Origin of the sequence: Azospirillum sp. TSH64, assembly GCF_003116035.1 — a bacterium.
Lineage (GTDB): Bacteria > Pseudomonadota > Alphaproteobacteria > Azospirillales > Azospirillaceae > Azospirillum.
This window is the reverse complement of the sequence record NZ_LGQW01000015.1, coordinates 5,018,807-5,042,106: the sequence shown is the minus strand read 5'-3', so window position 1 is coordinate 5,042,106 and position 23,300 is coordinate 5,018,807. Positions and strand designations below refer to the sequence as shown.

Genomic DNA, 23,300 nt, shown 5'->3' with positions numbered 1-23,300 from the left:
GGCGCGCTGGAGCCTCAACGGGCGCCGGCCTTTTCCGCTTCCATCTCCTCCATGTCGAGGAAGCGGTCGCCGATGCGCGGATGGGCACGGCTGCCGTCCGATGCGCCGATGGCGACCAGCAGCTCGTCGGGGCCGGGGGAGTCGGGAACCTGGAAATTGGAGGTCAGGAAATGCGCCCGCTTGCCGGTCTCCGTCTTGTGGATCATCGGCAGGGCGAGCAGGGCGCCGGGAGCGTTGCGGGTGTTGGTGAAGCTGAGGAAGGTGGTGCCCTGCGCCGCTTCGCGGAACATGTTGCCGAAGCGCAGCGTGTGGATCAGGGCGGAGGCGTGCTCGATCTCGCCATTGACGCCGACCGACGCGGCCTTGCCGTAGGCCTCGATGCGCGCGGCCGGCATCAGGGCGACCAGGCGCCGCGTCATCTCTGCCCCCAGCACCGGGGCCACCCGCAGGATCTCCGGCCGCAGATTCTCGACGAAGCCCTGGCCGGCCCAGGGGTTGCGCAGCACGGCGGCGACGACGACCGAGGTGATCGGCCGTTCGGCCGGCTTGCCGCCCTCGACGATGGTCTCCTCGATGAAGGTGGAGATCTTGCGCAGTCCGATGTCCATCATGTCCTGTCCGATTCTCTGATGTCCGGTCCCGGAGCCGGCCTGACCGGGGGCGGCCGGCGGCTTCGGGGGTGGAAACTGGGGAGCGTTGGATGTCGGCTCAGCTCGCCGCCCTGGCGCTGGCGACCCACTGCTCGAAGGCCGGCTTGTTGGCGGAAAGCCACTCCTGGGCCAGCGCCCGGATATGGCTTTCGCTGGCGCCCTTCTCGCTGATGCTGCGTTCCCACCCGGCCCAGGTCTGCAGCGGGAAGCCGATATTCTCGACCAGCGCCTTGACCGCCGGGTTGGCGGCGATGAAGTCCCGGTTGGCGACGGTGTTCCAGTTCCAGGAGGCCATGGCCATCCGGCAGGGGTCGGCGCCGCCGGCGCAGCCCGACACGCCGCTGACCAGGGCCGTTCCCTTGTTGGGCACCGACGGGGGCAGGGCGTCGAACGGGGTGGGCAGCCAGACCACGTCCTTGCCGGGGACCAGCGTGTTGGTGACCCAGGACGGGCTCCAGGCATAGAAGAAGGCGGGCTCGCCGCGGCGGACGCGGGCGACCGCCTCCACCATCAGCGGTTCGTACTTGCCGCGCACCGAGGTCACCGTGTCCTTCAGGCCGAACTTGTCGAGCTGGAAGTCGACCACGTCGCCGCAGCTCCAGCCGGGATCGCAGTTGACCAGATCCGCCTTGCCGCCCTTGCCGAACAGCGCGGCGATCTTCGGGTCCTTCATCTGCTCCAGCGAGGTGATGTGGTGGGCATCGGCCGTCTTCTTGTCGATCAGGTAGCCGTTGACCCCGCCCTCCTTGATCAGGCCGCCGCCGACGATGGTCGCCTGCTGCTCCACCTTGCGGAAGGCGGGCTCGCGCTGCGGGAAGTTGATGTCGGTGGCGATGTCGAGGTCGCCCTGCGCCGCAGCCTGGAAGAACAGGGTCGTGCTCAGCGTGCTGAGCTTGACCGAATAGCCGAGTTCCTTGAAGGCGGCGGTGACGATCTGGGCGGTGACGTAGTTGGCGCCCAGGCTGTCCGACTGGGCGTAGCGGATGGTCTTGCCCTTGCCGGGCTGGTCGGCGGCCAGGGAGGGCTGGACGCAGGCCGCGGCGAGGAAGGCGGCGACGGAGAGGGATTTGGCGACCGACTTTGTGAAGAAGGGCATGGCGGTTTCCTCAATCGGGGTCGGGACGGGATTCGGGGGGGAGCGGGGCTTGCGGTTCGGGCTTTGCGGTCCGGGGGGATCACTGGTCCGGACTGGAGATCGCCGGCTTGGAGGTGGCCGGACGGCTGGAGCGGACAAGGGCGCGCAGGCTGCGGAGCAGCGGGCGTCCGCCGGGGCCGCCGGGCTGGGCCAGCTTCTGGGTGATGCGGTCGAGCATCATCGCCAGCAGGACGATGGCGATGCCGCCCACCGCGGCGCGGCCGACGTCGAGCCGCCCGAGGCCCTGGAGCACCACCAGCCCAAGCCCTTCCGCGCCGATCATGGCGACGACGACCGACATCACCATCGCGGTCAGCACCGTCTGGTTCAGGCCGCCGAGGATGGTCGGCACGGCCAGCGGAAGCTGGACCTCCCACAGCAGCTGCCGCTTGGTGGCGCCGAAGGCGAGGCCGGCCTCGACCATCTCGGTCTCGACCATGCGGATGCCGAGGTTGGTGAAGCGGATCAGCGGCGGGGCCGCCGCCGTCACCACCGCCACCTCGCCCGGCACGGTGCCGACGCCGAACAGCATCACAACCGGCACCAGATACACGAAGGTCGGGGTCGTCTGCATGATGTCGAGGATCGGGCGGACCACGCCCCACATCCGGTCGCTGCGGGCGCAGCCGATGCCGATGGGGATGCCGACGGCGGCGCAAATGACGATGGCGGTGGTGATCAGCGACAGGGTGGTCATCGCCTCCGACCAGACGCCCAGCGCCGCGATGGCGACCAGGGCGACGGCGCTGAAGCAGGCCACCCCGATGCTGGCCAGCCGCCAGGCCAGCAGTACCGACACCGCCACGATGGCGAGGAAGGGAATCTCCTGGAGCAGGAAGATGTTGAGGTTCAGCACATACTCGACCGGCCATTTGATGGCGAGGAAGAGCGGGCGCAGGTTCAGCGCGATCCATGCGACGCCGTCCTGGATCCAGGCGTCGACCGGGAAGACGTTGAGGTCGTTCGCGTCAAGCATGCAGGCCTCCCGCCGGGTGAGAGGGGGCGGCGGCGATGCCCGCCAGGATGCGGTCGGCGGCGAGGGTGCCGGTCAGCCGGCCCTCCTCGTCGACCACCGCCATCGGCCGTCCGGCCCGGTGGGCGCGGGCGGCGTCGAGAAGGCTGTCGCACTCGCGCACCGTGACGAAGTCCTTGCGCAGGGCGCCCAAGCTGCCAATCCCGCGGCCAGATGTTTCGCGCAGTCCCCGCAACGTCTCGGAGTCGAGCGCGCCGACGACATGGCCGCCGTCGTCGAGCACCAGCCCGCCGCCGTCGCCCGTCTCGGCGAGGCACAGGCCGGCGGCGAGCGGGACGGGCTGCACCGGGGTCATCGCCCAGCGGGCATCGAACAGGCGCGAGCGGTCGACCTCGCGGGTGAAGGCGGCGACATAGTCGCTGCCCGGCTCCAGCACGATGGACTGCGGCGTGCCTTCGCGGACCAGCTCGCCGTCGGCCATGATGGCGATCCGCGTGCCGAGCTTCAGCGCCTCCTGGAAATCGTGGGTGATGAACAGGATGGTCTTCTTCAGCGTGCGCTGGAGGCGCAGCAGCTCGTCCTGCATCTCGGTGCGGATCAGCGGGTCGAGCGCGCTGAATGCCTCGTCCATGATCAGCACGTCGGCATCGGTGGCGAGCGCGCGGGCGAGCCCGACCCGCTGGCGCATGCCGCCGCTCAGCTCGTGGGGGTAGTGGTTGCCCCAGCGCGCCAGCCCGACGATCGACAGCACCTCTTCCGCCCGGCGCCGCCGGGCCTGGGGGGACACCCCTTGGAGCTTCAGGCCGAACTCGGTGTTCTCGGCGACGGTGCGGTTGGGCAGCAGGGCGAAATGCTGGAACACCATGGAGATGCGCTTGCGACGGATGTCGCGCAGCTCCGCCTCTCCGGCGGCGACGATGTCGCGGCCATCCAGCAGGATGCGGCCGGCGCTCGGCTCGTTCAGCCGGTTGATGCAGCGGGCCAGGGTGGATTTGCCCGATCCCGACAGTCCCATCACCATATAGATGGCGCCGCTCGGAACCGACAGTGAAACGTCGTTCAACCCTACAACCATTCCGGTTTTTGCCAGAACATCGGCTTTTTTTGCACCTGCGGCCAACATCCGCAGGGCCGGATCGGGAGATTTGGAGAAAACTTTATAGAGATTCTCTACCCTCAGTCGTTCAGTCACAACCGTCTCCCATCGTTGTGTTCGGTGGGCTTTCCCTGTCTTTAAGATTTTTACTTGTGCCCATTAGGAAGACTTGCGCGTCTTCCTGTCTTCCTGCGAAACAGAGGAAAAGCAGACCTATCGTTCCTAAGAAACGGAGCATGACGCTGCCGGTTCGTCATTTCAGGGGCGAGAAGGCGGTCGGCAGCAGGATGCGGTTTTCCGCCGTCTCGATCAGCGCCGCCAGCTTCGGGATGAAGGTCTGCCAGCGCGGATCCTCGGAAAGCTGCTGGCGGCGGGCGGTGCGGTCCTCGAAATCGGCGTAGCCCCACATGTGGACGACATGGTTGAGCGGGCCGATCTCGCTGACGAAGTAGCCGATCAGGTTGCCGAGGATCGGCTGCTGGATCGCCAGCCCCTCGCTCTGCACCAGCGCCAGATATTCGCGCAGCTTGCCCGAGCGGATGCGGTAGATGCGTTCCTCGACGATCATGGCGTGCCTCCCGTGCCGTCTTCGGCGATCTCCTGGCGGATTTTGCGGGCGATGCGGAAGCACTCCACACCGGCGGGAATGCCGCAATAGACCGCGATCTGGATCAGCGCCGCCTGCAACTCGGCATCGGAGAGGCCGTTGCGGATGGCGCCGCGCAGGTGCAGCTCGAACTCGTGCATGCGGCCCAGCGCCGCGATCATGCCGAGGTTGAGCAGGCTGCGCTGGCGGCGGTCGAGCGCGTCGTCGGCCCAGCACTGCCCCCAGCAATATTCATTGACCATCTGCTGGAAGGGACGGGAGAAGTCGTCGGCCGCCGCCATGGCGCGGTCGACATAGGCGTCGCCCAGCACGTCGCGCCGGACGCGTTCGCCCGCCCGTTGCAGGGGTTCATCCATGGCTTGCGCCCTCCTTCGGTTGCTCGGCGGACGTCAGGAAGCGCCCCATCAGCCCCGCCACCGCGTCCGGCGCCTCGATCAGGATCGAATGGCGCAGGCCCGGCAGGATGTGCAGATCCGAGCCGGGGATGCTGTCGTGCATCGTGCGCGCCATGCGCGGGTTGGAGCCGATGTCCTCCTCCCCGGTCGCGATCAGGGTCGGGCAGCGGATCTGGTCGAGGAAGCCGCCGAAATCGGTTTCCGCCAGGACGCGGTAGGCGGCGGCGTAGCAGTCGGGGTCGTTCCCGGCGTTGCGTTCGCGCAGGCCCCGGATCAGTTCCGGGTTCCGTTCCTGGAAGTCCTCGGTCAGCCAGCGCGACAGCGAGGCGTCGTAGTGCGAGCCCGGCTGCCCGGCCTGCAGGGCCGCCAGGCGGTCGAGCACCCGCCGGCGCTCCTCCGGATTGCGGCCGGCGACGGTGGACAGCAGCACCAGCCGCTTGACGCGCTCCGGATGGGTCAGGGTCAGGCGCTGGGCGATCAGCCCGCCCAGCGAGAATCCCGCCAGGTTGAAGCGGCCGAACCCGACATGGTCGGCCAGCGCCAGCGTCTCGCCGACGAAATCGTCGATCTCGTAGCGGCCCTTGATCCGGGTGGTGCCGCCATGGCCGCGCAGGTCGAAGGTCAGGATGGTGAAGCGGTCGGCGAGCCGCTCCGCCACGCCGCTCCAGGCCTCCAGATAGGAGCCGACGCCGTGGATGCAGACCAGCGGCTCCGGCCCCCGGCCGTCGAGCCGGTAGTTCAGCGTCACCGGCCCGACCGTGAAATGACGGGAGTCGGCCATGGTCAGCGCCCCGCCGCGGCCATGCGAGGCGGCACGGCAGCAAGGCGGCGCTCCTCCTCGAACCGGCGGTCGCGCTCACGCGCGGCGAAGACCGGCAGCACCTCGCGGGTGAACAGGTCGAGCGTCTTGCGCTGGAGTTCGACCGGCAGGTTGAAGGACAGGCCGAGCGAGTACTGGTCGACGCCGGCCGCCTCATAGTCCAGCAGCTTTTCGATCACCTCGTCCGGCGTGCCGAACATCAGGTTCTTCAGGACGTTCTCCGGCTTGTAGTTGTCGCGGCCGGCGACGCTTTCGTAGGACACCGCGGTCGGGAAGCCGTTGGTCACCGTCCCGATGTTCTGGAACAGGTTTTCGAAACTGCGGCCATAGTCGATGCTGTGCCGCACCGCCAGTTCGGCCTCCTCCGGCCGCTCGTAGCAGCAGGTGCGGCGCTGCATCATGAAGCGCGGGCGCGGCACCTCCGGATGGTCGGCCACCGCCTTGCGGAACTTCTCGCCCAGCACGGCGATCTCGGCCGCCGGGGCGGCCAGCGGCGTCGACAGGATGCTGGCGCCGATGCCGACGGCCCAGTCGAAGGTGCCGGGGTCGCGGGCCGCCACCCAGATGCGCGGGTGCGGCACCTGCAACGGCTTGGGCACCGAGGTCGCCAGCGGGAACTTCCAGTAATGGCCGTCATGGGCATAGTCGCCGGCCCACAGCTTCTGCACCGCCGGCACCAGCTCCTTCATGTAGGCGACGCCCTCCTGCTGGGGCATGCCGCCGGCCATGCGGTCGAACTCGTACTGGTAGGCGCCGCGGGCGATGCCGAACTCCAGCCGGCCGCCGGTCAGGTGGTCGCACAGCGCCGCCTCGCCGGCCAGCCGGATCGGGCTCCAGTAGGGGGCGACGATGGTGGCGGTGCCGAGCCGGATGCGCTCGGTGTGCTGGCCGAGCCAGGTCAGGATGGTGAAGGGGTTGGGGGAGATCGTGCACTCGATGGTGTGGTGCTCGGCGGTCCACAGGGTCTCGAAACCGCCCTGGTCGGCCATCTTCACCAGTTCCAGCATGGTGCTGGTCACGTCGCTCATCGGCGTGTCCGGTGAGAAGCGCTCCATGGAAAGCGCGACGGCGAACTTCATGTCCTTGTCCTTTTCTCGGGGGAGGAGAAGCCCGGTCGGGGCGGATCAGCGCAGCCGGATGACGAAGGGGTCCTGCATGGCGCCGGAATAATCGATGACGACGTTCTTCGACCGCGAGAATTCGCGCATCACGTCGAAGCCGCCGCGCCGGCCGTAGCCGCTCTGCTTGAAGCCGCCGTTCGACGACATGTAGGCGGCGGCGCGGTAGGTGTTGATCCAGACCGTGCCGGCGTCGATCCGGGTGGCGAAGCGCATGGCGCGGTCGATGTCGCTGGTCCAGATGCCGGACGCCAGGCCATAGCGGGTGTCGTTCGCCATGGCGATCATCTCGTCCTCCGAGGCGAAGGGAACCACGCCGACGACCGGGCCGAAGATCTCGTCCTGCATGAAGCCCATGTCGTTGCGCGCGTCGGCCAGCACCGTCGGCTCGAAGTACCAGCCCTTCTCCAGCCCGGCCGCCTGGGGCCGCCGTCCGCCGGCGGCCAGCCGGGCGCCGTCGCGCTGGCCCGAGGCGACATAGTTCTCGACCTTGGCGAGCTGCGCCGACAGGGCGAGCGGGCCGATGTCGGTGCTCTCCTCCATCGGGTGGTTGACGGTGATGCGCCCGGTGCGGGCGACCAGCGCCTCGACGAAGCGGTCATAGATGGCGGCCTCGACGAAGCAGCGCGACCCGGCGACGCAGGTCTGCCCGGCTGCGGCGAAGACACCGGCGACCACGCCGTTCACCGCCCGCTCGATGTCCACGTCGCCGAACACCACATGGGGCGACTTGCCGCCCAGCTCCATCTGGCAGGGCACGAGGTTGGCGGCGGCGGTGGCGGCGATGCGGCTGCCGGTCTGGGTGCTGCCGGTGAAGACGATCTTGGCGATGCCGGGATGGCGGGTCAGCGCCTCGCCGGCGGTGGCGCCGCCGCCGGTCACCACGTTGACGACGCCGTCCGGGAAACCGGCCTCGGTGACCAGCTCGGCCAGCGCCAGGGTGGAGGCGGTGGCGTGTTCCGACGGCTTGATCACCACCGTGTTGCCGATGGCGAGGCAGGGCGCCAGCGTGCCGGTCAGCAGCATCAGCGGCGAGTTCCACGGCGTGATCATGCCGACGACGCCCAGCGGTTCGCGCAGGTTGAAGTTCAGCATGTCCAGCTTGTTCACCGGGATGGTGTCGCCCTGGAGCTTGTCGGCCATCCCGGCGAAATAGACGTAGCTGTCGGGGATGGCGCGCATCTGGGCACGCATCTCCTTGATCAGCTTGCCGTTGTCGCGGGTCTCCATCAGCGCCAGTTCCTCGGCGTTGGCGAGGATCAGCTCGGCCAGGCGGCGCACCAGCTTGCCGCGGTCGCTCTGGGTCATCCGCCGCCAGGCCGGATCGGTGAAGGCGGTCCGCGCCGCGGCGACGGCGGCCTCGACATCCTCGGCACCGGCATCGGCCAGCTCGTACCAGGGCTCGGCGGTGGTGGGGTCGTAGCTCGGGATGTAGCGGCCGCTTTTCGGTTCGACGAACCGTCCGCCGATATAGAGGGCGCGGCGGGTGCCTTCGAGCGACCTGCAGGTGGTGTGCATCGCGGTCTCGTATTCTTTGTGAAGGGGCGGCGGGGGGGATCAGCCGTTTTCGGCGAAGGCGCCGGGCCAGGGGGAAGGCCGGCCGTCGACCATCGCCAGCCGTCCGCCGTCGCTTGAGTCGATGTAGATGCCGAAGCGGTCCGCTTGCCGTTCCCGGACATAGCGGCGCAGCATCGCCCGGGTCTCGCGCGTCGCCATCGCCTCGAAGGGCAGGGCGTCGAGCGCGAAGAACCGCAGGCCCGGCGGCAGGGGCATGGTCGCCGCATCGGCGGCGAGGCGGGTGCGATAGACCAGACAGCCGGCATCCTGCCCGGCGACGTCGAAGACCGAATAGAGGAAGCTGTCGTCCGGCCGCAGCGGCAGCGTGCTGCCGTCCGCCAAAGCCAGTGCCCGTTCGGCCTTGCGGCTGCGGCCGCCCGGCAGGCGCCAGCCGCCCGCCCCGTCGGATTGCAGCAGGATGCCGTCGTCCGCTTCGACGAGGTAGCCGACCTGCATGCCGTGCGGCGCGTCGGCACCGGCGTCCGGCGCCTCGTGCACCGTCGCGTAGCGGCCCCGGCAGAAGCCGAGCGGAGCTGTCCGGTTTGCCGTCCCCCCGGCGGTCCCGCCTGGGCCGAACGCCTGCACGCGGCCGATCAGAACCAGATGGTCGCCGGCCATCACGCGGTCGTGCACCGTGCAATCGAACCAGGTGAGGCAATCGGTCAGGACCGGGGCGCCGGTGTGTTTCGGGCCGAAGCCGGTCGACTGGAATTTATCGGGCGAGCGGGAGGCGAAAAGGCCGGAGACATCGGCCTGCCCCGCATGCAGCAGATTCACGGCGAAGGACGACGTATTGCAAAAGATCGGAAAGCTGAAGGAACGGTTTCCGATGCAGACAAGGACCAGCGGCGGATCGAGCGAAACGGATGTGAAGGAATTCGCCGTTATCCCGCGGGGATTTCCGTCTTCGTCGAGCACGGTGACGACCGTAACTCCGGTCGGGAACATGCCGAAGGCGTTGCGAAGGTCCCTTTGATTGATGGGCGGTGGTTCATTCGACGAGAATGTCACGTCTGCCTCCCTTCCATTACGAAGACGAGGCTACCCTGTGCGGATACCGCCATCTTCCTCCTCTACAGAGGAATGTGCGACATTTTGTCCCATCGATTCCAAGGAATGGGTCCTCCCGCGGCAGCGCCGTCGCTGGCGGACAGGGGCTATGGGCAGAGGGAAATACAGCGGGGGCGAGGCAGATTTCCTGCCCCGCCCCCGCTCAGGCAAACGTCCGGCTTCAATCCACGCGCAGCCCGGGACCGGTCAGTTGGACGCGGCGCAGAGCTTCTCGCGGGAGGTCTGCTTCGCGGCCTCGGCGGAGAAGCCGTAGGGCTCGATGATCTTGGCGAACTCGCCGGACGCCTTCATCTCGGCCAGTACCTTGTCGAAGGCATCGCGCAGCGCGGTGTCCTGCTTGCGGAAGGCGGCGCCATCGCAATAGACCGGGGCGCCCTTGACCGGGGCGACCACCTCGATGTTCGGGTCGTTGGCCTTGCCGACCAGATCGTGGATCGACAGGACCGGCAGCGAATAGACATCGATGCGGCCGTCCTGCAACATCTTCATGCCGCTCTGCGGGTCCGGCACCACGATCACGCGGTCGCGCGGCACGCCGGCCTGCAACGCCAGCTTCTCTTCGGTGCCGCCGCCGGGAGCGCCGATCTTTGCGTTCGGGTTCTTGGCGATGTCCTCGTAGGAGGTCAGCTTCAGCGGGTTGCCCTTCTTCAAGGCGAAGGATTCGGCGTCGCAGAGGATCGGCTCGGAATAGGCGACGGCCTTGCAGCGCTCCGGCTTCATGAACAGGCCGGCGGTGACGGCGTCGAAGCGGCGGGCCTGCAAGCCTGGAATCATCGCGCCATATTCGGAAATCGAGGCGACGACGTCGTTGACCCCCAGCTTCTTCATCACCGCGCGGGCAACGTCGGGGGCGGCGCCCGACACGGTGCCGTCCGGCTTGACGGCGGTGTAGGGCGGTTCGTTGGCGATGCCGATGCGGACGAAGCCCTGTTCGCGCAGCGTCTCCAGCGTGTCGGCGGCAAAGGCCGGTGCCGAGAGCGTCAGGAGCGCCGCAGCGGCCATGCCGAACCGGTGAGCCATTACAGAGTGTTTCATGTCGGCCGTCCCTCTTTCGTGATTTGGTGCGTGCCCGGCCGGCGGTCCCATCGGGGCGCCGGTCCCTGTTCGGTCGGTGTCGATACCCGTTCTTCAAAATGCCCGCCTTCTGCCGAGGCGGGTTTCAACTGGCGCCGGTCAGCTCTCGACCGTTCCGACCACCGCGATGCAGTCGCCGGCCTTGACCAGGCCGGGGAAATGCCGGGCCGCCAGGATGCCGTCCAGCGCCGCCCGGTATTCGGCCGGCGCCAGCCCCGTGCGGCCGATGGGGTGGATGCGGGCGAGCAGGTCGCCTTTCCGCACCGGCTGGCCCAGATCGACGCAGGCCTCGATCAGGCCGCTGTCCTCTGCGAAGCGGAAACAGTCGGCAGACGGCATGTCGAGCCAGCGGCTGGCTTCCGCCGGCTGGCCGCCGACCGACTGGCTGCCACCTGCCTGCCCATCCGTCAGGATCCCGGCGTGGCGCAGGACGTTGCGGACGCCGCGCTTGGCGATGGCGATGGTCTCCGCCCGGCCGGTTCCGCCGCCGCCGAGTTCGGTGGTGACGAAGGTCTTGCCCAGCTCCTCCGCCGCCGTGTCGTACATGCCGACCGCGTCGATCTCCAGCATGCGCATGGAGAAGGGCGCGGCGAAGGCGGCCACGGCGGCGAAGCAGCGCGCCTCCTGGTCCTTGTCGGGCAGGATGTGGGCGGCGGCGAAGGGCACGAAGTCCAGCGTCCGGCCGCCGGAATGGATGTCCATCACCAGATCGGCCAGCGGCAGGAGTTCGCGGGTGAAGTAATCGGCGATCTTCTGCGTCACCGTGCCGTCGGGGCGGCCGGGAAAGCTGCGGTTCAAGTTGCCCTTGTCGATGGGCGAGGTTCGGGTTCCCGCCTGGAAGGCCGGGTAGTTCATCGCCGGAACGATGATGACGCGGCCGGCGACCCGGTCGGCCGTCAGGGTCTGGGCGAGGTCGAACAGGGCGACGGCGCCCTCATACTCGTCGCCATGGTTGGCGCCGGTCAAGAGGGCGGTCGGCCCGCTGCCGTTGCGCACCACGGTGAGCGGGATCATCACCGACCCCCAGGCCGAATCGTCGCGGCTGTAGGGCAGGCGCAGGAAGCCATGCTGCACCCCGTCACGGTCGAAATCAACCGTCGGGGTTATGGGTGAGGGGGCAAGTGCGGCGGGCGCCATGGTCAGGACTTCACAAACAGCTTGCGCGGCACATTGGCCAGGCATTCGACGCCGGTGTCGGTGATGGCGATGCTCTCGGTGATCTCCAGCCCCATGTCCTCCAGCCAAAGGCCGGTCATGAAGTGGAAGGTCATTCCGGGCTGGAGTTCGGTGCGGTCGCCGGGCCGCAGGCTCATGGTGCGCTCGCCCCAGTCCGGCGGATAGCTGAGGCCGATGGGGTAGCCGGTGCGGTTGTCCTTGGTGATGCCGTAGCGCTTCAGCACGGCGAAGAAGGCGTTGGCGATGTCCTCGCAGCTGTTGCCCGGCTTGGCGGCGGCGAGCCCGGCCTCCATTCCCTCCAGCGTCGCCTTCTCGGCATCGAGGAAGGCTTGCGTCGGCGTGCCGAGGAAGACGGTGCGCGACAGCGGGCAGTGATAGCGTTTGTAGCAGCCGGCGATCTCGAAGAAGGTGCCCTCGCCCAGCTTCATCGGCCGGTCGTCCCAGGTCAGGTGCGGGGCCGAGGCGTCGGCCCCCGACGGCAGAAGCGGGACGATGGCCGGATAGTCGCCGCCGAAGCCGTCCGCCCCCCCGATGCCCCGAATGCCGGCGTCGTAGATCTCGGCCACGAGGTCGCATTTGCGCATGCCGGGCTCGACGCGCTCGACGATGCGGGCGTGCATCGCCTCGACGATGCGGGCGGCCTTGCGCATGTAGTCGAGTTCCTGCGGGCTCTTCACCGCACGCTGCCAATTGACCAGCGCCGTCGCGTTTTGGAAGCGGGCATTGGGCAGGTGGGTGGTCAGCGATTGGTAGGCGGCGGCGGTGAACCAGTAATTGTCCATCTCGACGCCGATGGTGAGCCCGCCCCAGCCGCGGTCCGCCAGGATCGTCGACAGCAAATCCATCGGATGGCGTTCGGTCGATTGCACGTAATGGTCGGGATAGCCGATGATGCTGTCATGGGCCAGATAGGCGGTGCGCCTGGCGCCGTTGGCGTCCTGGCCGCGTCCGTACCAGATCGGCTCGCCGTGCGGCGGCACGATCACGCACTGGTGGACGTAGAAGGACCAGCCATCATAGCCGGTCAGCCAGGCCATGTTCGACGGATCGGTGACGATCAGCAGCTCGATGCCGGCCTTGTCCATGGCGGCACGGGTCTTGTCGAGCCGGGCGGCATATTCGGCCCGGCTGAAGTTCAGCGTCGGTTCCAGCATGTCGGGGGTCTCTCTCGTAAGAGGAGGGGCATGGGAAATGAAGGATCAGGCGTCGAAGACGGTGCCGGCACCGGCCGCCAGGGCCCGGCCGCGCGCCAGCGTGGCGATGGCGGTGTCCTGCACCCCGGTTCCGGTGAGGTCGCAGACGGTGATGGCGTCGGTGGAGGGGCGGCCCGCGGCCTGCCCGGCGATGACGGCGCCCAGCTCGGGAAACTCCCGGTCGGCGGCGACCGTGCCGGCGGCGATCGCGTGATGCAGTTCGCCCAGCCGGCGGGTTTGCGTCAGGCGGTCGGCGACATAGAGGTCGGCACGGGACAGGATGGCGGGATCGAGTTCGTTCTTGTGTTCGGCGTCCGACCCCATGGCGGTGACGTGCTGGCCGGGTTCGAGCCAGTCCGCCATCAGGATCGGCCGGTCGGCCGGGGTGGTGGTGACGACGATGTCGGCCCCCGCCACGGCTGTCAGGCCGTCCGTCTCGGCGCGGACGGGGAAGCCCAGCCGCTCCGACAGGCGGGCGGCGGTGGTGGCGGCGCGCTCGGGTTGGCGCGCCCAGATTCGGGCCTCGCGGATCGGGCGGACCAGGATCAGCGCCTCCAGTTGCAACGCCGCCTGCACCCCGGCGCCGAAGACGGCGGCGACGGCGCTGTCGGGATGCGACAGGTGTTTGGCGGCGACCGCACCCGCCGCGGCGGTCCGCACGTCGGTCAGATAGCCGTTGTCGAGAAGCAGGGCCTCGACCAGCCCGGTCCGGCTGCTCAGCAGCACCATCAGCCCGTTGACGCTGGGCAGGCCGAGCGCCGGGTTGCCGAAGAAGCCGGGACTGATCTTGATGGCGAAACCGTCGAGGCCGGGGACATAGGCGGTCTTGACGTCGACTTCTCCCCCGCTACCGCCGGCATGTTCCGGGATGTCGAGCCGCAGGATCGGCGGCATTGCCACCGGACGGGTGGCCAGTGCCCGGAAGGCGTCCTCGACGCAGACAACGGCATCGCGGTCGAGCGGAACGATCCGCCGCAGCTCCGCCTCGGTCAGGATGGTCATGCGGGGCATGGCAGGCCTCCGGTGATGATGCGGCGGTGCAGGTCCATGGCGATGTTGCGGCCGGACAGAAGGGCGATTGTCGGGCCTCGCGGCGTCACCTTGCCGGCGAGCAGTGCGGCGATGCCGACGGCCCCGGCGCCCTCGACGATTTCCTGCTCGGCGGAGTAGGCGTGCTCGATGCCGGCGGCGATCTCCGCCTCGGTCAGCAGGACCACGTCGTCGAGCAGGCTGGCGGCGAGCCGGTGGGTGTGGCGGTTGTCGAGCCCGATGCCGCCGCCGAGCGAATCCGCCAGCGTCTCCAGCTCCTCGACCTGGACCGGGCGTCCGGCCTTCAGGCTGGCATGCATCGCGGCACCGCGTTCCATCGACACGCCGATCACCCGCAGGCCTGGCCGCAGGGCCTTGGCCGCCAGCGCCACGCCGCCGATCAGGCCGCCGCCCGACAGCGGCACCAGCAGCAGCTCGGCATCGGGAACCGCCTCGACGATCTCCAGCCCCAGCGTGCCCTGTCCGGCGATGACGTCGGCATGGTCGAAGGGCGGGACGGTGGCGAAGCCCTCCTCGCGGACCAGCCGGTCGACCTCGACCTGCGCGTCGTCCTGGGAACGGCCGACGATGCATATCTCCGCCCCCAGCGCGCGGATGCCCTCGATCTTGTTGGCTGGCACCAGCGCCGACATGCAGACGACGCAGCGGACGCCGGCCTGAGCGGCGGCATGGGCGAGCGCACGGCCATGATTGCCGGTGGAGGCCGCCGCGACCCCCGTCGCCAATGCTTCGCGTGGCAGGGCCGACAGCGCGTTGGTGGCGCCGCGCAGCTTGAAGCTGCCGGTGGTCTGGCGGGTCTCCAGCTTCAGGAAGACCGGAGTGCCGCAGCGGGCGGTCAGGCTGGGCGAGGCGACGGTCGGCGTCGCCACGATCCGTCCGGCCAGCCGCGCGCGAGCACGGAAGACGTCCTCCAGACCGATGTCCTGGCCGCTCATGACCATGCATCCTGCGGCAGCGGCAGGGTCATCAGCCGCCCAGCCCCGGGACGGGACCGGTCATCGCCGCACAGGCGCAGCGCGGCCCAGGCGGTGGCCTGGTTGCTGGTGACGACGGGGCGGCCGATGGCGTCCTCGATCTCGGCGGCGACGGCGGCCGAGCGCAGGGCGGTGCAGGAGATGAACAGGGCCTCGGCGTCCGGCGCCATCGCTTCGACGGCGGCGCGCACCAGACTGGCCGGCGCGATGCGCGCCATCTCGCGGTCGTCATCCAGCCCGAAGCAGGTGAAGCGCGCGATGTCGAAGCCATGCACGCCGAAATAGGCGGCCATCGGCCGGCTGGTCTGTTCGGTGTAGGGGGTCAGCACGGCGATGCGCTGGGCGCCGAAGGCATGCAGGGCACGCCGGGCGGCGGCGGGCGGCGTGATGACGGGAGCGCCCGGCTTGGCCGAGGCGATGGCCTGCTCGATGGCGTCGTCGCCCATCACGACGCTGGCCGAGGTGCAGGAATAGCAGATGGCATCGAGCGGCTCGCCGGGCAGGATCAGCGCCGCCCCGTCGGCGAGGCGCGGCTGCATGCGGCGCAGATTCTCCGGCGTCGTCGGGTTGGCGTAGGGGATGCGCGCGGTGTAGACGCCGATGCGGTCGCCGGCGACCATGCGGCGGAAATCCGGTTCGGTCGTGTGGTCGGTCGCCAGCACGACCAGGCCGACGCGCTTTTCGACCGGGCGGTCGTCGAAGGCCAGCGCGGTGGGAGAGCGCAGGATGGGGAGGGAGGACATGGCTCGGAAACTCCAGGGTCAGCGTGTCGGCGCGCCGGCAGTCAGCGGGGTGGCCGGAAACGGCGTTCCAGCAGGTGGAGGGCGGGCACGGCGATCAGGCTGATGCACAGGAACAGGACGCCGACCATCGTCATCGGCTCCAGATAGCGGTAATTGCTGTTGGCGACGCCGCGAGCCTCGCTCATCAGCTCGATCACCGTGATGGCGGAGAGCAGCGGGGTTTCCTTGAACATCGCGACGAAATAATTCGCCAGCGCCGGGATCATCGGCGGGATCGCCTGCGGCAGGATGACATGGCGCCAGGTCTGGTAGGGCGTGAGGTTGCAGGCCTTGGCCGCCTCCCACTGGCCGCGCGGCGTGTTGTCGATGCCGGCGCGGAAGACCTCCGACGTGTAGGTGGCGTAATGGAGGCCCAAGCCGACCACGCCGGCGGTCAGCGGCGACAGCAGCAGTCCCAGCTCCGGCAGCACGTAGAACAGGAAATACAGCTGCACCAGCAGCGGCGTGCCGCGGATGAACTCCACCACGAAGCCGGTGATGCGCGTCACCGCCCGGTTTTTCGACCGGCGCAGCAGGGCGAAGCCCAGCCCGGCGGCGGCGGCCAGGATGGAGCCGAGCAGGGTGGCCAGCAGCGTGATGCGCAGGCCGTCCAGCAGCATCGGCATGATCTCGCGGACGAACTCCCAATCCCATTCCATGGCCGGTTTCCTTAAGTGCGCAGCCCGTCGAGGCCGCGGGTCATGCGGCGCTCCAGGGCTTTCATGCCGGCCGAGATCAGGCTGGCATAGGCGAAGTAGATGACCAGCACGGTCAGGAAGGGCAGGGCGGTGCTGCCGGTCTGCGAGCGGACGACCTGCGCCTGGAAGGTGAGGTCGCTGAGCGAGATCAGCGAGACGACCGAGGTTGCCTTCAGCAGTTCGATGGCGTTGTTGCAGAAGGTCGGCACCATCACCACCGCCGCCTGCGGCAGCAGCACGTGGCGCAGGCTCTGCCAGCGCGTCAGGTTCAGGGCGATGCAGGCCTCGTGCTGTTCGCGGCCGATGGACTGCACCGCCGCTCGCACCACCTCCGCGCCATAGGCGCCGACATTCAGCCCGAGCGCCAGCACGCCGGCCTGCAACGGCGTCAGCGTCACCCCGATCAGCGGCAGGACGAAATAGGCCCAGAACAGCTGGACGAAGATCGACGTGCCGCGAAAGAACTCGATGTAGGCGACCGACAGGGCGCGCACCGTGGAGTGGCGCGACAGCCGGCCCAGCCCGGCGAGGAAGGCGGCCGGCAGGGCCAGCGCGCAGCCGAGCACGGTCAGCTTCGCCGTCACCAGCGCGCCGTCCAGCATCAAGCCCAGATAGCCGGCCCAATCAGCCATGAAGCCGAGATCTCCTGCGTTCGGGGGAAAAAAGCGGAAACGGACGCGGTCGGATGCGCCGAGCCTTCAGATGCGCTGAACTTTTAGATCCGCTGTCCGGCAGCGATGATCTTTTTCAGGAAGGCCTGGGTCCGCTCGTGCGTCGGGTTGGTGAAGAGCACGTCGGGCGGCCCCTCCTCGACGATGCGGCCGCGGTCGAAGAACAGCACGCGGTCGGCGAAATCATGGGCGAAGCTCATCTCGTGGGTCACCAGCAACATGGTCATGTCGGTGGTCGACCCCAGCATCCGCATCACGCTCAGCACCTCTTCCACCAGTTCGGGGTCGAGGGCCGAGGTCACCTCGTCGAACAGCATGATCCTCGGCTGCAACGCCAGGGCGCGTGCGATGGCCACCCGTTGCTTCTGGCCGCCGGACAGCTGGGCCGGCATGGCGCGGGCCTTGTCGGCGAGGCCGACGAGGTCCAGCAGTTCCATCGCCCGGCGCTCGGCATCCGCCTTCCTGACGCCCTTGGTCAGCATCGGCGCCAGCGTGACATTGTCCAGCACGCATTTGTGCGGGAACAGGTTGAACAGCTGGAACACCATGCCGATCTTGGTCCGCATCCGGTGCAGATGCGCCTCGTCGGCGGGGACCAGGCTGCCGTTGCGCTCCATCTGGAACAGGGGCTCGCCATCGATGCGGATGGTGCCGCTTTCGATGGTCTCCAGCGTCATCAGCGTCCGCAGGATCGTCGTCTTGCCGGAGCCGGACGGCCCGATCAGCGCCAGCTTCTCACCCGGCCGGACTGAAAAACACAAATCCTGCAGCACGGTGTGCGAGCCGTAGCGCTTCGTGACCCGGTCGATGTCGATGATTGTGTCGGTCACACCGGTCTTCCCTTGCAATGGTTGGCGACCGTGGATGTGCGCAAACGATGCGGGACCGCCTAAATCATGTCAATCCGGAAAATAAAATCATGACAATTCTGGAGGAGCCCCCCTCGGAATTGTTCAGATGGCGAGAAGCACCGGTTCCGGATCGCTGTTCAGCAGATTGACGATCACGCGCAGGCCGGCGTGCAGCTCCGCCTCGGTGGTGGAGCCGATGGAGACGCGCAGCGCGTCGGGCCGCGTACCGGGACCGATGGCGAAGGCCGATCCCGGCGCCAGCGCCACCCCCTGATGGCGGGCATGCGACACGAAGGTCGCCTCCGGCCGTCCTTCCCCCAGCGGCAGCCACAGATGCAGCCCCTCGGCATGGCTGCGATGGGGGATGCCCTTCAGGATTTCCGCCGCCAGCGCGTGGCGGCGGTGCAGGGCCTTGCGCTGCCATTCCACCATCTCCATCGCGAATCCGCTCTCGACCCAGCGGGTGGCGATCTCGGCGACGATGGGCGTCGCGATCCAGTTGGTCACCAGATGGCGGTTGGTGACGGCGGCGAGCAGCCGGTCCGGAACCACCAGATAGCCGGTGCGCAGGCCCGGCATCACCGTCTTGGTGAAGCTGGTGACGTAGAGGGTCCGTTCCGGCGCCAGGGCCGCCAGCGGCGGGCGCCGCTCGCTCAGCAGGGGCCCGAGCGGGTCGTTCTCCACGATGGAGAGATTGTGCCGCTGGGCCAGCCGCGCGATCTCCCTCCGCCGCTCCTCGCCCATGTGGGTCGCGGTGGCGTTGATCGGGTTCGGCATGACGAACAGGGCCTTGGCCGTGCCGTCGCGGCAGGCAGCATCGAGCGCGTCGGGCCGGATCCCTTCCTCGTCGATGGCGACGCCGCGCAGCTTGATGCCGAGATAGGAGGCCAGCGGCAGCAGGGTGTGGTGCCCGACCTCCTCCGTCACCACGGTCGATCCGGGAGGGGCGGCGGCCATCAGGGCGATGGTCATGCCGGCGGTGGCGCCGTTGGTCAGGGTGACGTTGGCAGCCCCCGTCTCCACCCCGCAGTGGCGCAGCCAGGACACCGCCGTCGCCCGGTGGCGGGCGAACAGGGTGTTGGGGCGGAAGGACAGCACCACGGCCGGCGGCAGGCTGGCGGCAAGCTCCACCAGCGCCCCCCGCATCGCCTCCACATGCAGAGGCTCGCACACCGGCTTCAGGATCGACAGGTCGATCACCTCGTCGGTGCGTTGCGGGATGTAGGGCGGGTCGACCTCGGTCTGGACGGCGCGGATGAAGGTGCCGCGCCCGGTCTCCCCGCTGATCAGGCCGCGCCGGATCAGCTCCTCGTAGGCGCGGCTGACGGTCTGGACGGAAATGCCCAATTCATCGGCAAGCTGCCGGTGGGTGGGCAGCTGGTCGCCGACCGCCAATTGGCCTTGCGCGATCGCCCGCTGCACCTGATCGGCCAGCGAGAGATAGACGGGCCTGCTCAAAGCCGATGCATCGGGGTGCCACTTTGTCATGCAACATTTCTGCTGGAAATCACCACATTTGACAATGGCGGAAAGCGCGGACATCGTCGGGTTGTCATTTTCCAGAGGCACGCCGCCCCATGCCCGACCTGAAGCTCGATTCCATCGACCTGCGCATCCTTTCGGAAATCCAGCGGGACGGCCGCATCACCAAGCTGGCCCTGGCCGACAGGGTGGGGCTGTCGCCGACGCCGTGCTGGGTACGGCTGCGCCGGCTGGAGGAGGCCGGCATCGTCACCGGCTATCACGCGCGGCTGGCGCTGCGGCAGGTGACGCCCTTCGCGATGGCGCTGGTCGAGGTGACGCTGGGCAGCCACCGGCAGGCCGATTTCGACCGCTTCGAGCGGGCGGTCAGGGCCGAGCCCGGCATCGTCTCCTGCTGGTCGGTCGGCGGCGGGGTCGATTATGTCCTGCGGGTGGTGGCGCGCGACGTCGATGCCTATCAGCGGCTCATCGACCGGCTGCTGGACGGCGACGCCGGGATCGACCGCTATTTCACCTACATCGTCACGCGGACGGTGAAGGACGATGCGGCGATGCCGCTGGAAGCGCTGATGGAGGAGCCGGGCGGGTCCGTCGCAAGCTGATAGAGACTTTCTCTTCCTGCCCGCCTTGGGAAAGAGACAGTCTCCGCCCCAAGGGGCAGGTTCGGACACTCTCTCCATCGCGGCACCCCTAGACTCCGGACATCGGCGTTCCAATGCCCAAATCCTTTCCGGAGGTGTCCATGACCGCGCAGCTGTCCCGCCCGGACCGTCACGACGCCGTCAGCCGCCTGAGCGACCGCCGGCTGCTGCGCGAACTCGCCTATGTCGGCGGACGCTGGACCGCGGCGCCCGACGGCGCCACCTTCGCGGTGACCGACCCGGCCAGCGGGCGGACCCTCGCCCAGGTCGCGGCGCTGGACGCCGCCCAGGCGACCGCCGCCGTCACCGCCGCCGCCGCCGCCTTTCCGGCCTGGAGCGCCCGGCTGCCGCAGGACCGCGCCGCCCGGCTGCGCGACTGGTTCGACCGCATCACCGCCGCCCGCGAGGATCTGGCCCTGCTGATGACGCTGGAGCAGGGCAAGCCGCTCGCCGAATCGCGTGGAGAAATCGACTATGCCGCCTCCTTCGTCGAATGGTACGCGGAGGAAGCCAAGCGGCTGGGCGTCGAGAGCATCGCCAGCCACCTGCCCGGTGCCGAAATGCTGCTACGGCGGGAGGCTCTGGGCGTGGTCGGCATGGCGACGCCTTGGAACTTCCCGTCGGCGATGCTGACGCGCAAGGCGGCGGCGGCGCTGGCCGCCGGCTGCACCGTGGTGGCGCATGCGTCGTCCGAGACGCCGCTGTCGGCGCTGGCGCTGGCGGAACTGGCGGAGCGGGCGGGCATCCCCGCCGGCGTCTTCAACGTCCTGACCGGCGATCCGGAGCCGCTGGTCGGAGCGCTGTGCGACGACGCCCGCGTCCGCGCCATGAGCTTCACCGGTTCCACCGAAATCGGCAGCCGCATCGCCGCGCGCTGCGCGCCCACCATGAAGCGGCTGGTGATGGAGTTGGGCGGCCATGCGCCCCTGCTGGTCTTCGCCGACGCCGATCTGCAACGGGCGGTGGACATCGCCATCGACGCGAAGTTCGCCACCTCCGGCCAGGACTGTCTCGCCGCCAACCGCATCTATGTGCAGCGCCCGCTCTACGACAGCTTCTGCGCCGCCTTCACCGCCCGCAGTGCCGCGCTGCGCGTCGGGCCGGGGCTGGAACCGGAGGTGCAGATCGGCCCGCTGATGAACGGGCGGGCGGTCGACAAATGCGCCCGTCATGTCCGCGACGCGCTGGACCGCGGTGCCCGCTGCCTGACCGGCGGCGAGGTCCATCCCGCCGGCCCGCTGTTCTACCGTCCGACCGTGCTGGCCGACGTCGCAACGGACTCGCTGATCCTGCGCGAGGAGACCTTCGGCCCGGTCGCCGCGATCCTGCCCTTCGATGACGAGGCGGAGGCGGTGGCTCGCGCCAACGACACCGACTACGGCCTCGTCGCCTATCTGGTGACCCGTGACGCCGGCCGGATCCTCCGCCTGTCGCGGGCGCTGCACTACGGCATGGTGGCGGTCAACCGGGTGAAGATCACCGGCGCGCCGGTTCCCTTCGGCGGGGTCAAGCAATCCGGCCTCGGCCGCGAAGGCTCGCGCCATGGGATGGAGGCCTTCACCGAGCTGAAATACGTCTGCCTCGACGCCGCCTGAGCAGAAACTCCCGATCTGGAAAGAAACGCCATGACCGACCTGACCAACGAGCTGACCGCCTGGGACCGCGACCATTTCTTCCACCCGTCGACCCACATGGCGGCGCATGCCCGCGGCGACACGCCGACCCGCGTCGTCACCGGCGGCGAGGGCGTCTACATCACCGACCGTGACGGCAAGCGCAGCCTGGACGCCTTCGCCGGCCTCTATTGCGTCAATGTCGGCTATGGCCGTCGCGAGATCGCCGACGCCATCGCCGAGCAGGCCGGCAAGCTCGCCTATTATCACGCCTATGTCGGGCATGGCAGCGAACCGTCGATCGCGCTGGCCAAGATGATCGTCGACCGGGCGCCCGCCGGGATGTCGCGCGTCTATTTCGGCCTGTCGGGATCGGACGCGAACGAGACCAACATCAAGCTGGTCTGGTATTACAACAACATCCTCGGCCGGCCCGAGAAGAAGAAGATCATCTCGCGCTGGCGCGGCTATCACGGGTCGGGGGTGATGACCGGCAGCCTGACCGGGCTGGAGCTGTTCCACAAGGCCTTCGACCTGCCGCGTCCGCCGGTGCTGCACACCGAAGCCCCCTATTATTTCCGCCGGGCCGACCGCAGCATGAGCGAGGAGCAGTTCTCCCAGCATTGCGCCGACCGGCTGGAGGCGCTGATCCAGGCGGAGGGGCCGGAGACCATCGCCGCCTTCATCGGCGAACCGGTGCTGGGCACCGGCGGCATCGTCCCGCCGCCCGCCGGCTATTGGGAGAAGATCCAGGCCGTCCTCGACAAGCACGACATCCTGTTGATCGCCGACGAGGTGGTGACCGGGTTCGGCCGGCTCGGCAGCATGTTCGGGTCCGACCATTACGGCATCAAGCCCGACCTCATCACCATCGCCAAGGGGCTGACCTCCGCCTATGCGCCGCTGTCGGGGGTGATCGTCGGCGAGCGGGTGTGGAAGGTGCTGGAGCAGGGCTCCGACCAGCTCGGCCCCATCGGCCATGGCTGGACCTATTCGGCGCATCCGCTCTGCGCCGCGGCCGGGGTGGCGAATCTGGAGCTGGTCGACAGGCTCGACCTGGTGACCAACGCGCGCGAGACCGGGGGCTATTTCCGCGCGGCGCTGACCGACGCGCTGGGCGGGCATCCGATGGTCGGCGAGGTGCGCGGCGAGGGCATGCTGGCGGCAGTGGAGTTCGTCGCCGACCGGGACGACCGCCGCTTCTTCCCCGCCGAGGCGAAGGTCGGGCCGCGCCTGTCCGCAGCCCTTCTGGAGCGGGGTGTCATCGCCCGCGCCATGCCCCAGGGGGACATCCTCGGCTTCGCACCGCCGCTCTGCCTGACGCGGGAGGAGGCCGACATCGTGGTGGCGGCGACGGCCAAGGCGGTGAAGGCTGTCGCGGCCGAACTCTGAACGCCGAACTCCGATTGGGCTCCGTCAGTGCGCCGGTCCCAGCCTAGCAGGGCTGATCGGCGCGGTGACGCGGGACCGACTGCCCGGTGAACCGCTCCACGCAGGCCGAAAGGCTCGCCAGGGTGGTCTCCTGGTAGACCCAGGGACCGAGCCCCGCACGGGCGACGGTGATTTCCCGGCGATCCCCGAGGTCGGTGATGGTCGCCGTGAAGCCGCCGACCGCGACACTCTGCTGTGAACAGGTCATTTGGATGCCCTCCTCGACATCATGCCGCAGGGTG

24 protein-coding genes are annotated in these 23,300 nt (G+C 68.8%); 3 read left to right on the top strand and 21 right to left on the bottom strand.

The genetic code is table 11. The annotated features are described in order from the left end of the window. Positions 1–14: 14 nt before the first annotated feature. The 20 genes from TSH64_RS24190 to TSH64_RS24095 form a co-directional block, all read right to left on the bottom strand. Positions 15–608, bottom strand: a complete 594-nt coding sequence (locus TSH64_RS24190) for an amino acid synthesis family protein (protein ID WP_109452997.1) — start codon at positions 606–608, stop codon at positions 15–17. A 100-nt stretch (positions 609–708) separates the two neighbouring features. Beyond that, positions 709–1,746, bottom strand: coding sequence for a glycine betaine/L-proline ABC transporter substrate-binding protein ProX (gene proX / locus TSH64_RS24185; RefSeq protein ID WP_109448919.1), 1,038 nt, complete (start codon positions 1,744–1,746; stop codon positions 709–711). Positions 1,747–1,825: 79 nt separating this feature from the next. Further along, a complete protein-coding gene (locus TSH64_RS24180) occupies positions 1,826–2,761 on the bottom strand; it encodes a proline/glycine betaine ABC transporter permease (protein WP_109448917.1) in 936 nt (311 codons plus the stop codon). Beyond that, positions 2,754–3,950 carry a glycine betaine/L-proline ABC transporter ATP-binding protein gene (locus TSH64_RS24175; RefSeq protein WP_109448915.1) on the bottom strand — a complete coding sequence of 399 codons (1,197 nt, stop codon included), beginning with the start codon at positions 3,948–3,950 and terminating at the stop codon, positions 2,754–2,756. Before TSH64_RS24175 ends, TSH64_RS24180 begins: the two co-directional genes overlap by 8 nt. Before the next feature lie 157 nt (positions 3,951–4,107). Next, positions 4,108–4,422, bottom strand: a complete 315-nt coding sequence (locus TSH64_RS24170; RefSeq protein ID WP_109448913.1) for an NIPSNAP family protein — start codon at positions 4,420–4,422, stop codon at positions 4,108–4,110. Continuing rightward, on the bottom strand, positions 4,419–4,817 hold the full coding sequence (locus tag TSH64_RS24165; protein WP_109448911.1) for a carboxymuconolactone decarboxylase family protein: 399 nt from the start codon (positions 4,815–4,817) through the stop codon (positions 4,419–4,421). The genes TSH64_RS24170 and TSH64_RS24165 overlap by 4 nt, the downstream gene beginning before the upstream one ends. Then, entirely contained in the window at positions 4,810–5,637 is an 828-nt protein-coding gene (locus TSH64_RS24160) for an alpha/beta fold hydrolase (protein ID WP_109448909.1), read from the bottom strand. The genes TSH64_RS24165 and TSH64_RS24160 overlap by 8 nt, the downstream gene beginning before the upstream one ends. A 2-nt stretch (positions 5,638–5,639) precedes the next feature. Then, positions 5,640–6,755 carry an LLM class flavin-dependent oxidoreductase gene (locus tag TSH64_RS24155; protein WP_109448907.1) on the bottom strand — a complete coding sequence of 372 codons (1,116 nt, stop codon included), beginning with the start codon at positions 6,753–6,755 and terminating at the stop codon, positions 5,640–5,642. A gap of 45 nt (positions 6,756–6,800) precedes the next feature. After that, positions 6,801–8,312: an aldehyde dehydrogenase gene (locus TSH64_RS24150; RefSeq protein ID WP_109448905.1), complete on the bottom strand. Its 1,512-nt coding sequence runs from the start codon at positions 8,310–8,312 to the stop codon at positions 6,801–6,803. A 39-nt stretch (positions 8,313–8,351) separates the two neighbouring features. Continuing rightward, positions 8,352–9,299, bottom strand: coding sequence for a flavin reductase (locus TSH64_RS24145; protein ID WP_109448903.1), 948 nt, complete (start codon positions 9,297–9,299; stop codon positions 8,352–8,354). A 309-nt stretch (positions 9,300–9,608) separates the two neighbouring features. Beyond that, positions 9,609–10,457, bottom strand: coding sequence for an ectoine/hydroxyectoine ABC transporter substrate-binding protein EhuB (ehuB, locus tag TSH64_RS24140; protein WP_199237652.1), 849 nt, complete (start codon positions 10,455–10,457; stop codon positions 9,609–9,611). Positions 10,458–10,595: 138 nt separating this feature from the next. Then, positions 10,596–11,633 (bottom strand): N(2)-acetyl-L-2,4-diaminobutanoate deacetylase DoeB, encoded by a 1,038-nt coding sequence (gene doeB, locus TSH64_RS24135; protein ID WP_109448899.1) that lies wholly within the window; start codon positions 11,631–11,633, stop codon positions 10,596–10,598. Between the two features lie 2 nt (positions 11,634–11,635). Further along, complete coding sequence (doeA, locus tag TSH64_RS24130) at positions 11,636–12,826, bottom strand: ectoine hydrolase DoeA (protein ID WP_199237651.1); 1,191 nt, start codon at positions 12,824–12,826, stop codon at positions 11,636–11,638. Positions 12,827–12,871: 45 nt separating this feature from the next. After that, a complete protein-coding gene (gene eutC / locus TSH64_RS24125; protein WP_109448897.1) occupies positions 12,872–13,876 on the bottom strand; it encodes an ectoine utilization protein EutC in 1,005 nt (334 codons plus the stop codon). Beyond that, positions 13,864–14,850 (bottom strand): hydroxyectoine utilization dehydratase EutB, encoded by a 987-nt coding sequence (eutB, locus tag TSH64_RS24120; protein ID WP_199237650.1) that lies wholly within the window; start codon positions 14,848–14,850, stop codon positions 13,864–13,866. Before eutB ends, eutC begins: the two co-directional genes overlap by 13 nt. Next, positions 14,847–15,632 (bottom strand): ectoine utilization protein EutA, encoded by a 786-nt coding sequence (gene eutA / locus TSH64_RS24115; protein WP_109448893.1) that lies wholly within the window; start codon positions 15,630–15,632, stop codon positions 14,847–14,849. Before eutA ends, eutB begins: the two co-directional genes overlap by 4 nt. 41 nt (positions 15,633–15,673) lie before the next feature. Then, positions 15,674–16,330: an ectoine/hydroxyectoine ABC transporter permease subunit EhuD gene (gene ehuD, locus TSH64_RS24110; protein ID WP_109448891.1), complete on the bottom strand. Its 657-nt coding sequence runs from the start codon at positions 16,328–16,330 to the stop codon at positions 15,674–15,676. A gap of 11 nt (positions 16,331–16,341) precedes the next feature. Next, positions 16,342–17,001 (bottom strand): ectoine/hydroxyectoine ABC transporter permease subunit EhuC, encoded by a 660-nt coding sequence (ehuC, locus tag TSH64_RS24105; RefSeq protein ID WP_109448889.1) that lies wholly within the window; start codon positions 16,999–17,001, stop codon positions 16,342–16,344. Positions 17,002–17,084: 83 nt separating this feature from the next. Beyond that, positions 17,085–17,870 carry an ectoine/hydroxyectoine ABC transporter ATP-binding protein EhuA gene (gene ehuA / locus TSH64_RS24100; protein WP_109448887.1) on the bottom strand — a complete coding sequence of 262 codons (786 nt, stop codon included), beginning with the start codon at positions 17,868–17,870 and terminating at the stop codon, positions 17,085–17,087. A gap of 123 nt (positions 17,871–17,993) precedes the next feature. After that, positions 17,994–19,379, bottom strand: coding sequence for a PLP-dependent aminotransferase family protein (locus TSH64_RS24095; protein ID WP_109448885.1), 1,386 nt, complete (start codon positions 19,377–19,379; stop codon positions 17,994–17,996). 89 nt (positions 19,380–19,468) lie between these two features. Here TSH64_RS24095 and TSH64_RS24090 point away from each other — a divergent pair, with 89 nt between their 5' ends. The 3 genes from TSH64_RS24090 (at position 19,469) to TSH64_RS24080 (ending at position 23,019) form a co-directional block, all read left to right on the top strand. After that, entirely contained in the window at positions 19,469–19,975 is a 507-nt protein-coding gene (locus TSH64_RS24090) for an Lrp/AsnC family transcriptional regulator (protein WP_109448883.1), read from the top strand. A gap of 140 nt (positions 19,976–20,115) precedes the next feature. Next, positions 20,116–21,609 carry an NAD-dependent succinate-semialdehyde dehydrogenase gene (locus TSH64_RS24085; protein WP_109452995.1) on the top strand — a complete coding sequence of 498 codons (1,494 nt, stop codon included), beginning with the start codon at positions 20,116–20,118 and terminating at the stop codon, positions 21,607–21,609. 30 nt (positions 21,610–21,639) lie between these two features. Then, positions 21,640–23,019, top strand: coding sequence for an aspartate aminotransferase family protein (locus tag TSH64_RS24080; RefSeq protein WP_109448881.1), 1,380 nt, complete (start codon positions 21,640–21,642; stop codon positions 23,017–23,019). A gap of 43 nt (positions 23,020–23,062) precedes the next feature. Here the strand turns inward: TSH64_RS24080 and TSH64_RS24075 are convergent, their stop codons facing one another. Beyond that, entirely contained in the window at positions 23,063–23,266 is a 204-nt protein-coding gene (locus TSH64_RS24075; RefSeq protein WP_109448879.1) for a hypothetical protein, read from the bottom strand. Positions 23,267–23,300: the final 34 nt, after the last annotated feature.

Coding starts and splice junctions, on each gene's coding strand:
- ehuB (WP_199237652.1), bottom strand. CDS start 10,457: ATGAAACACTCTGTAATGGCTCACCGGTTCGGCATGGCCGCTGCGGCG.
- TSH64_RS24155 (WP_109448907.1), bottom strand. CDS start 6,755: ATGAAGTTCGCCGTCGCGCTTTCCATGGAGCGCTTCTCACCGGACACG.
- TSH64_RS24080 (WP_109448881.1), top strand. CDS start 21,640: ATGACCGACCTGACCAACGAGCTGACCGCCTGGGACCGCGACCATTTC.
- eutC (WP_109448897.1), bottom strand. CDS start 13,876: ATGCCCCGCATGACCATCCTGACCGAGGCGGAGCTGCGGCGGATCGTT.
- TSH64_RS24150 (WP_109448905.1), bottom strand. CDS start 8,312: ATGCACACCACCTGCAGGTCGCTCGAAGGCACCCGCCGCGCCCTCTAT.
- TSH64_RS24090 (WP_109448883.1), top strand. CDS start 19,469: ATGCCCGACCTGAAGCTCGATTCCATCGACCTGCGCATCCTTTCGGAA.
- TSH64_RS24075 (WP_109448879.1), bottom strand. CDS start 23,266: ATGACCTGTTCACAGCAGAGTGTCGCGGTCGGCGGCTTCACGGCGACC.
- TSH64_RS24165 (WP_109448911.1), bottom strand. CDS start 4,817: ATGGATGAACCCCTGCAACGGGCGGGCGAACGCGTCCGGCGCGACGTG.
- doeA (WP_199237651.1), bottom strand. CDS start 12,826: ATGCTGGAACCGACGCTGAACTTCAGCCGGGCCGAATATGCCGCCCGG.
- doeB (WP_109448899.1), bottom strand. CDS start 11,633: ATGGCGCCCGCCGCACTTGCCCCCTCACCCATAACCCCGACGGTTGAT.
- TSH64_RS24085 (WP_109452995.1), top strand. CDS start 20,116: ATGACCGCGCAGCTGTCCCGCCCGGACCGTCACGACGCCGTCAGCCGC.
- ehuC (WP_109448889.1), bottom strand. CDS start 17,001: ATGGCTGATTGGGCCGGCTATCTGGGCTTGATGCTGGACGGCGCGCTG.
- TSH64_RS24145 (WP_109448903.1), bottom strand. CDS start 9,299: ATGTTCCCGACCGGAGTTACGGTCGTCACCGTGCTCGACGAAGACGGA.
- TSH64_RS24095 (WP_109448885.1), bottom strand. CDS start 19,379: ATGACAAAGTGGCACCCCGATGCATCGGCTTTGAGCAGGCCCGTCTAT.
- proX (WP_109448919.1), bottom strand. CDS start 1,746: ATGCCCTTCTTCACAAAGTCGGTCGCCAAATCCCTCTCCGTCGCCGCC.
- TSH64_RS24180 (WP_109448917.1), bottom strand. CDS start 2,761: ATGCTTGACGCGAACGACCTCAACGTCTTCCCGGTCGACGCCTGGATC.
- eutA (WP_109448893.1), bottom strand. CDS start 15,632: ATGTCCTCCCTCCCCATCCTGCGCTCTCCCACCGCGCTGGCCTTCGAC.
- TSH64_RS24170 (WP_109448913.1), bottom strand. CDS start 4,422: ATGATCGTCGAGGAACGCATCTACCGCATCCGCTCGGGCAAGCTGCGC.
- TSH64_RS24190 (WP_109452997.1), bottom strand. CDS start 608: ATGGACATCGGACTGCGCAAGATCTCCACCTTCATCGAGGAGACCATC.
- eutB (WP_199237650.1), bottom strand. CDS start 14,850: ATGAGCGGCCAGGACATCGGTCTGGAGGACGTCTTCCGTGCTCGCGCG.
- ehuD (WP_109448891.1), bottom strand. CDS start 16,330: ATGGAATGGGATTGGGAGTTCGTCCGCGAGATCATGCCGATGCTGCTG.
- TSH64_RS24160 (WP_109448909.1), bottom strand. CDS start 5,637: ATGGCCGACTCCCGTCATTTCACGGTCGGGCCGGTGACGCTGAACTAC.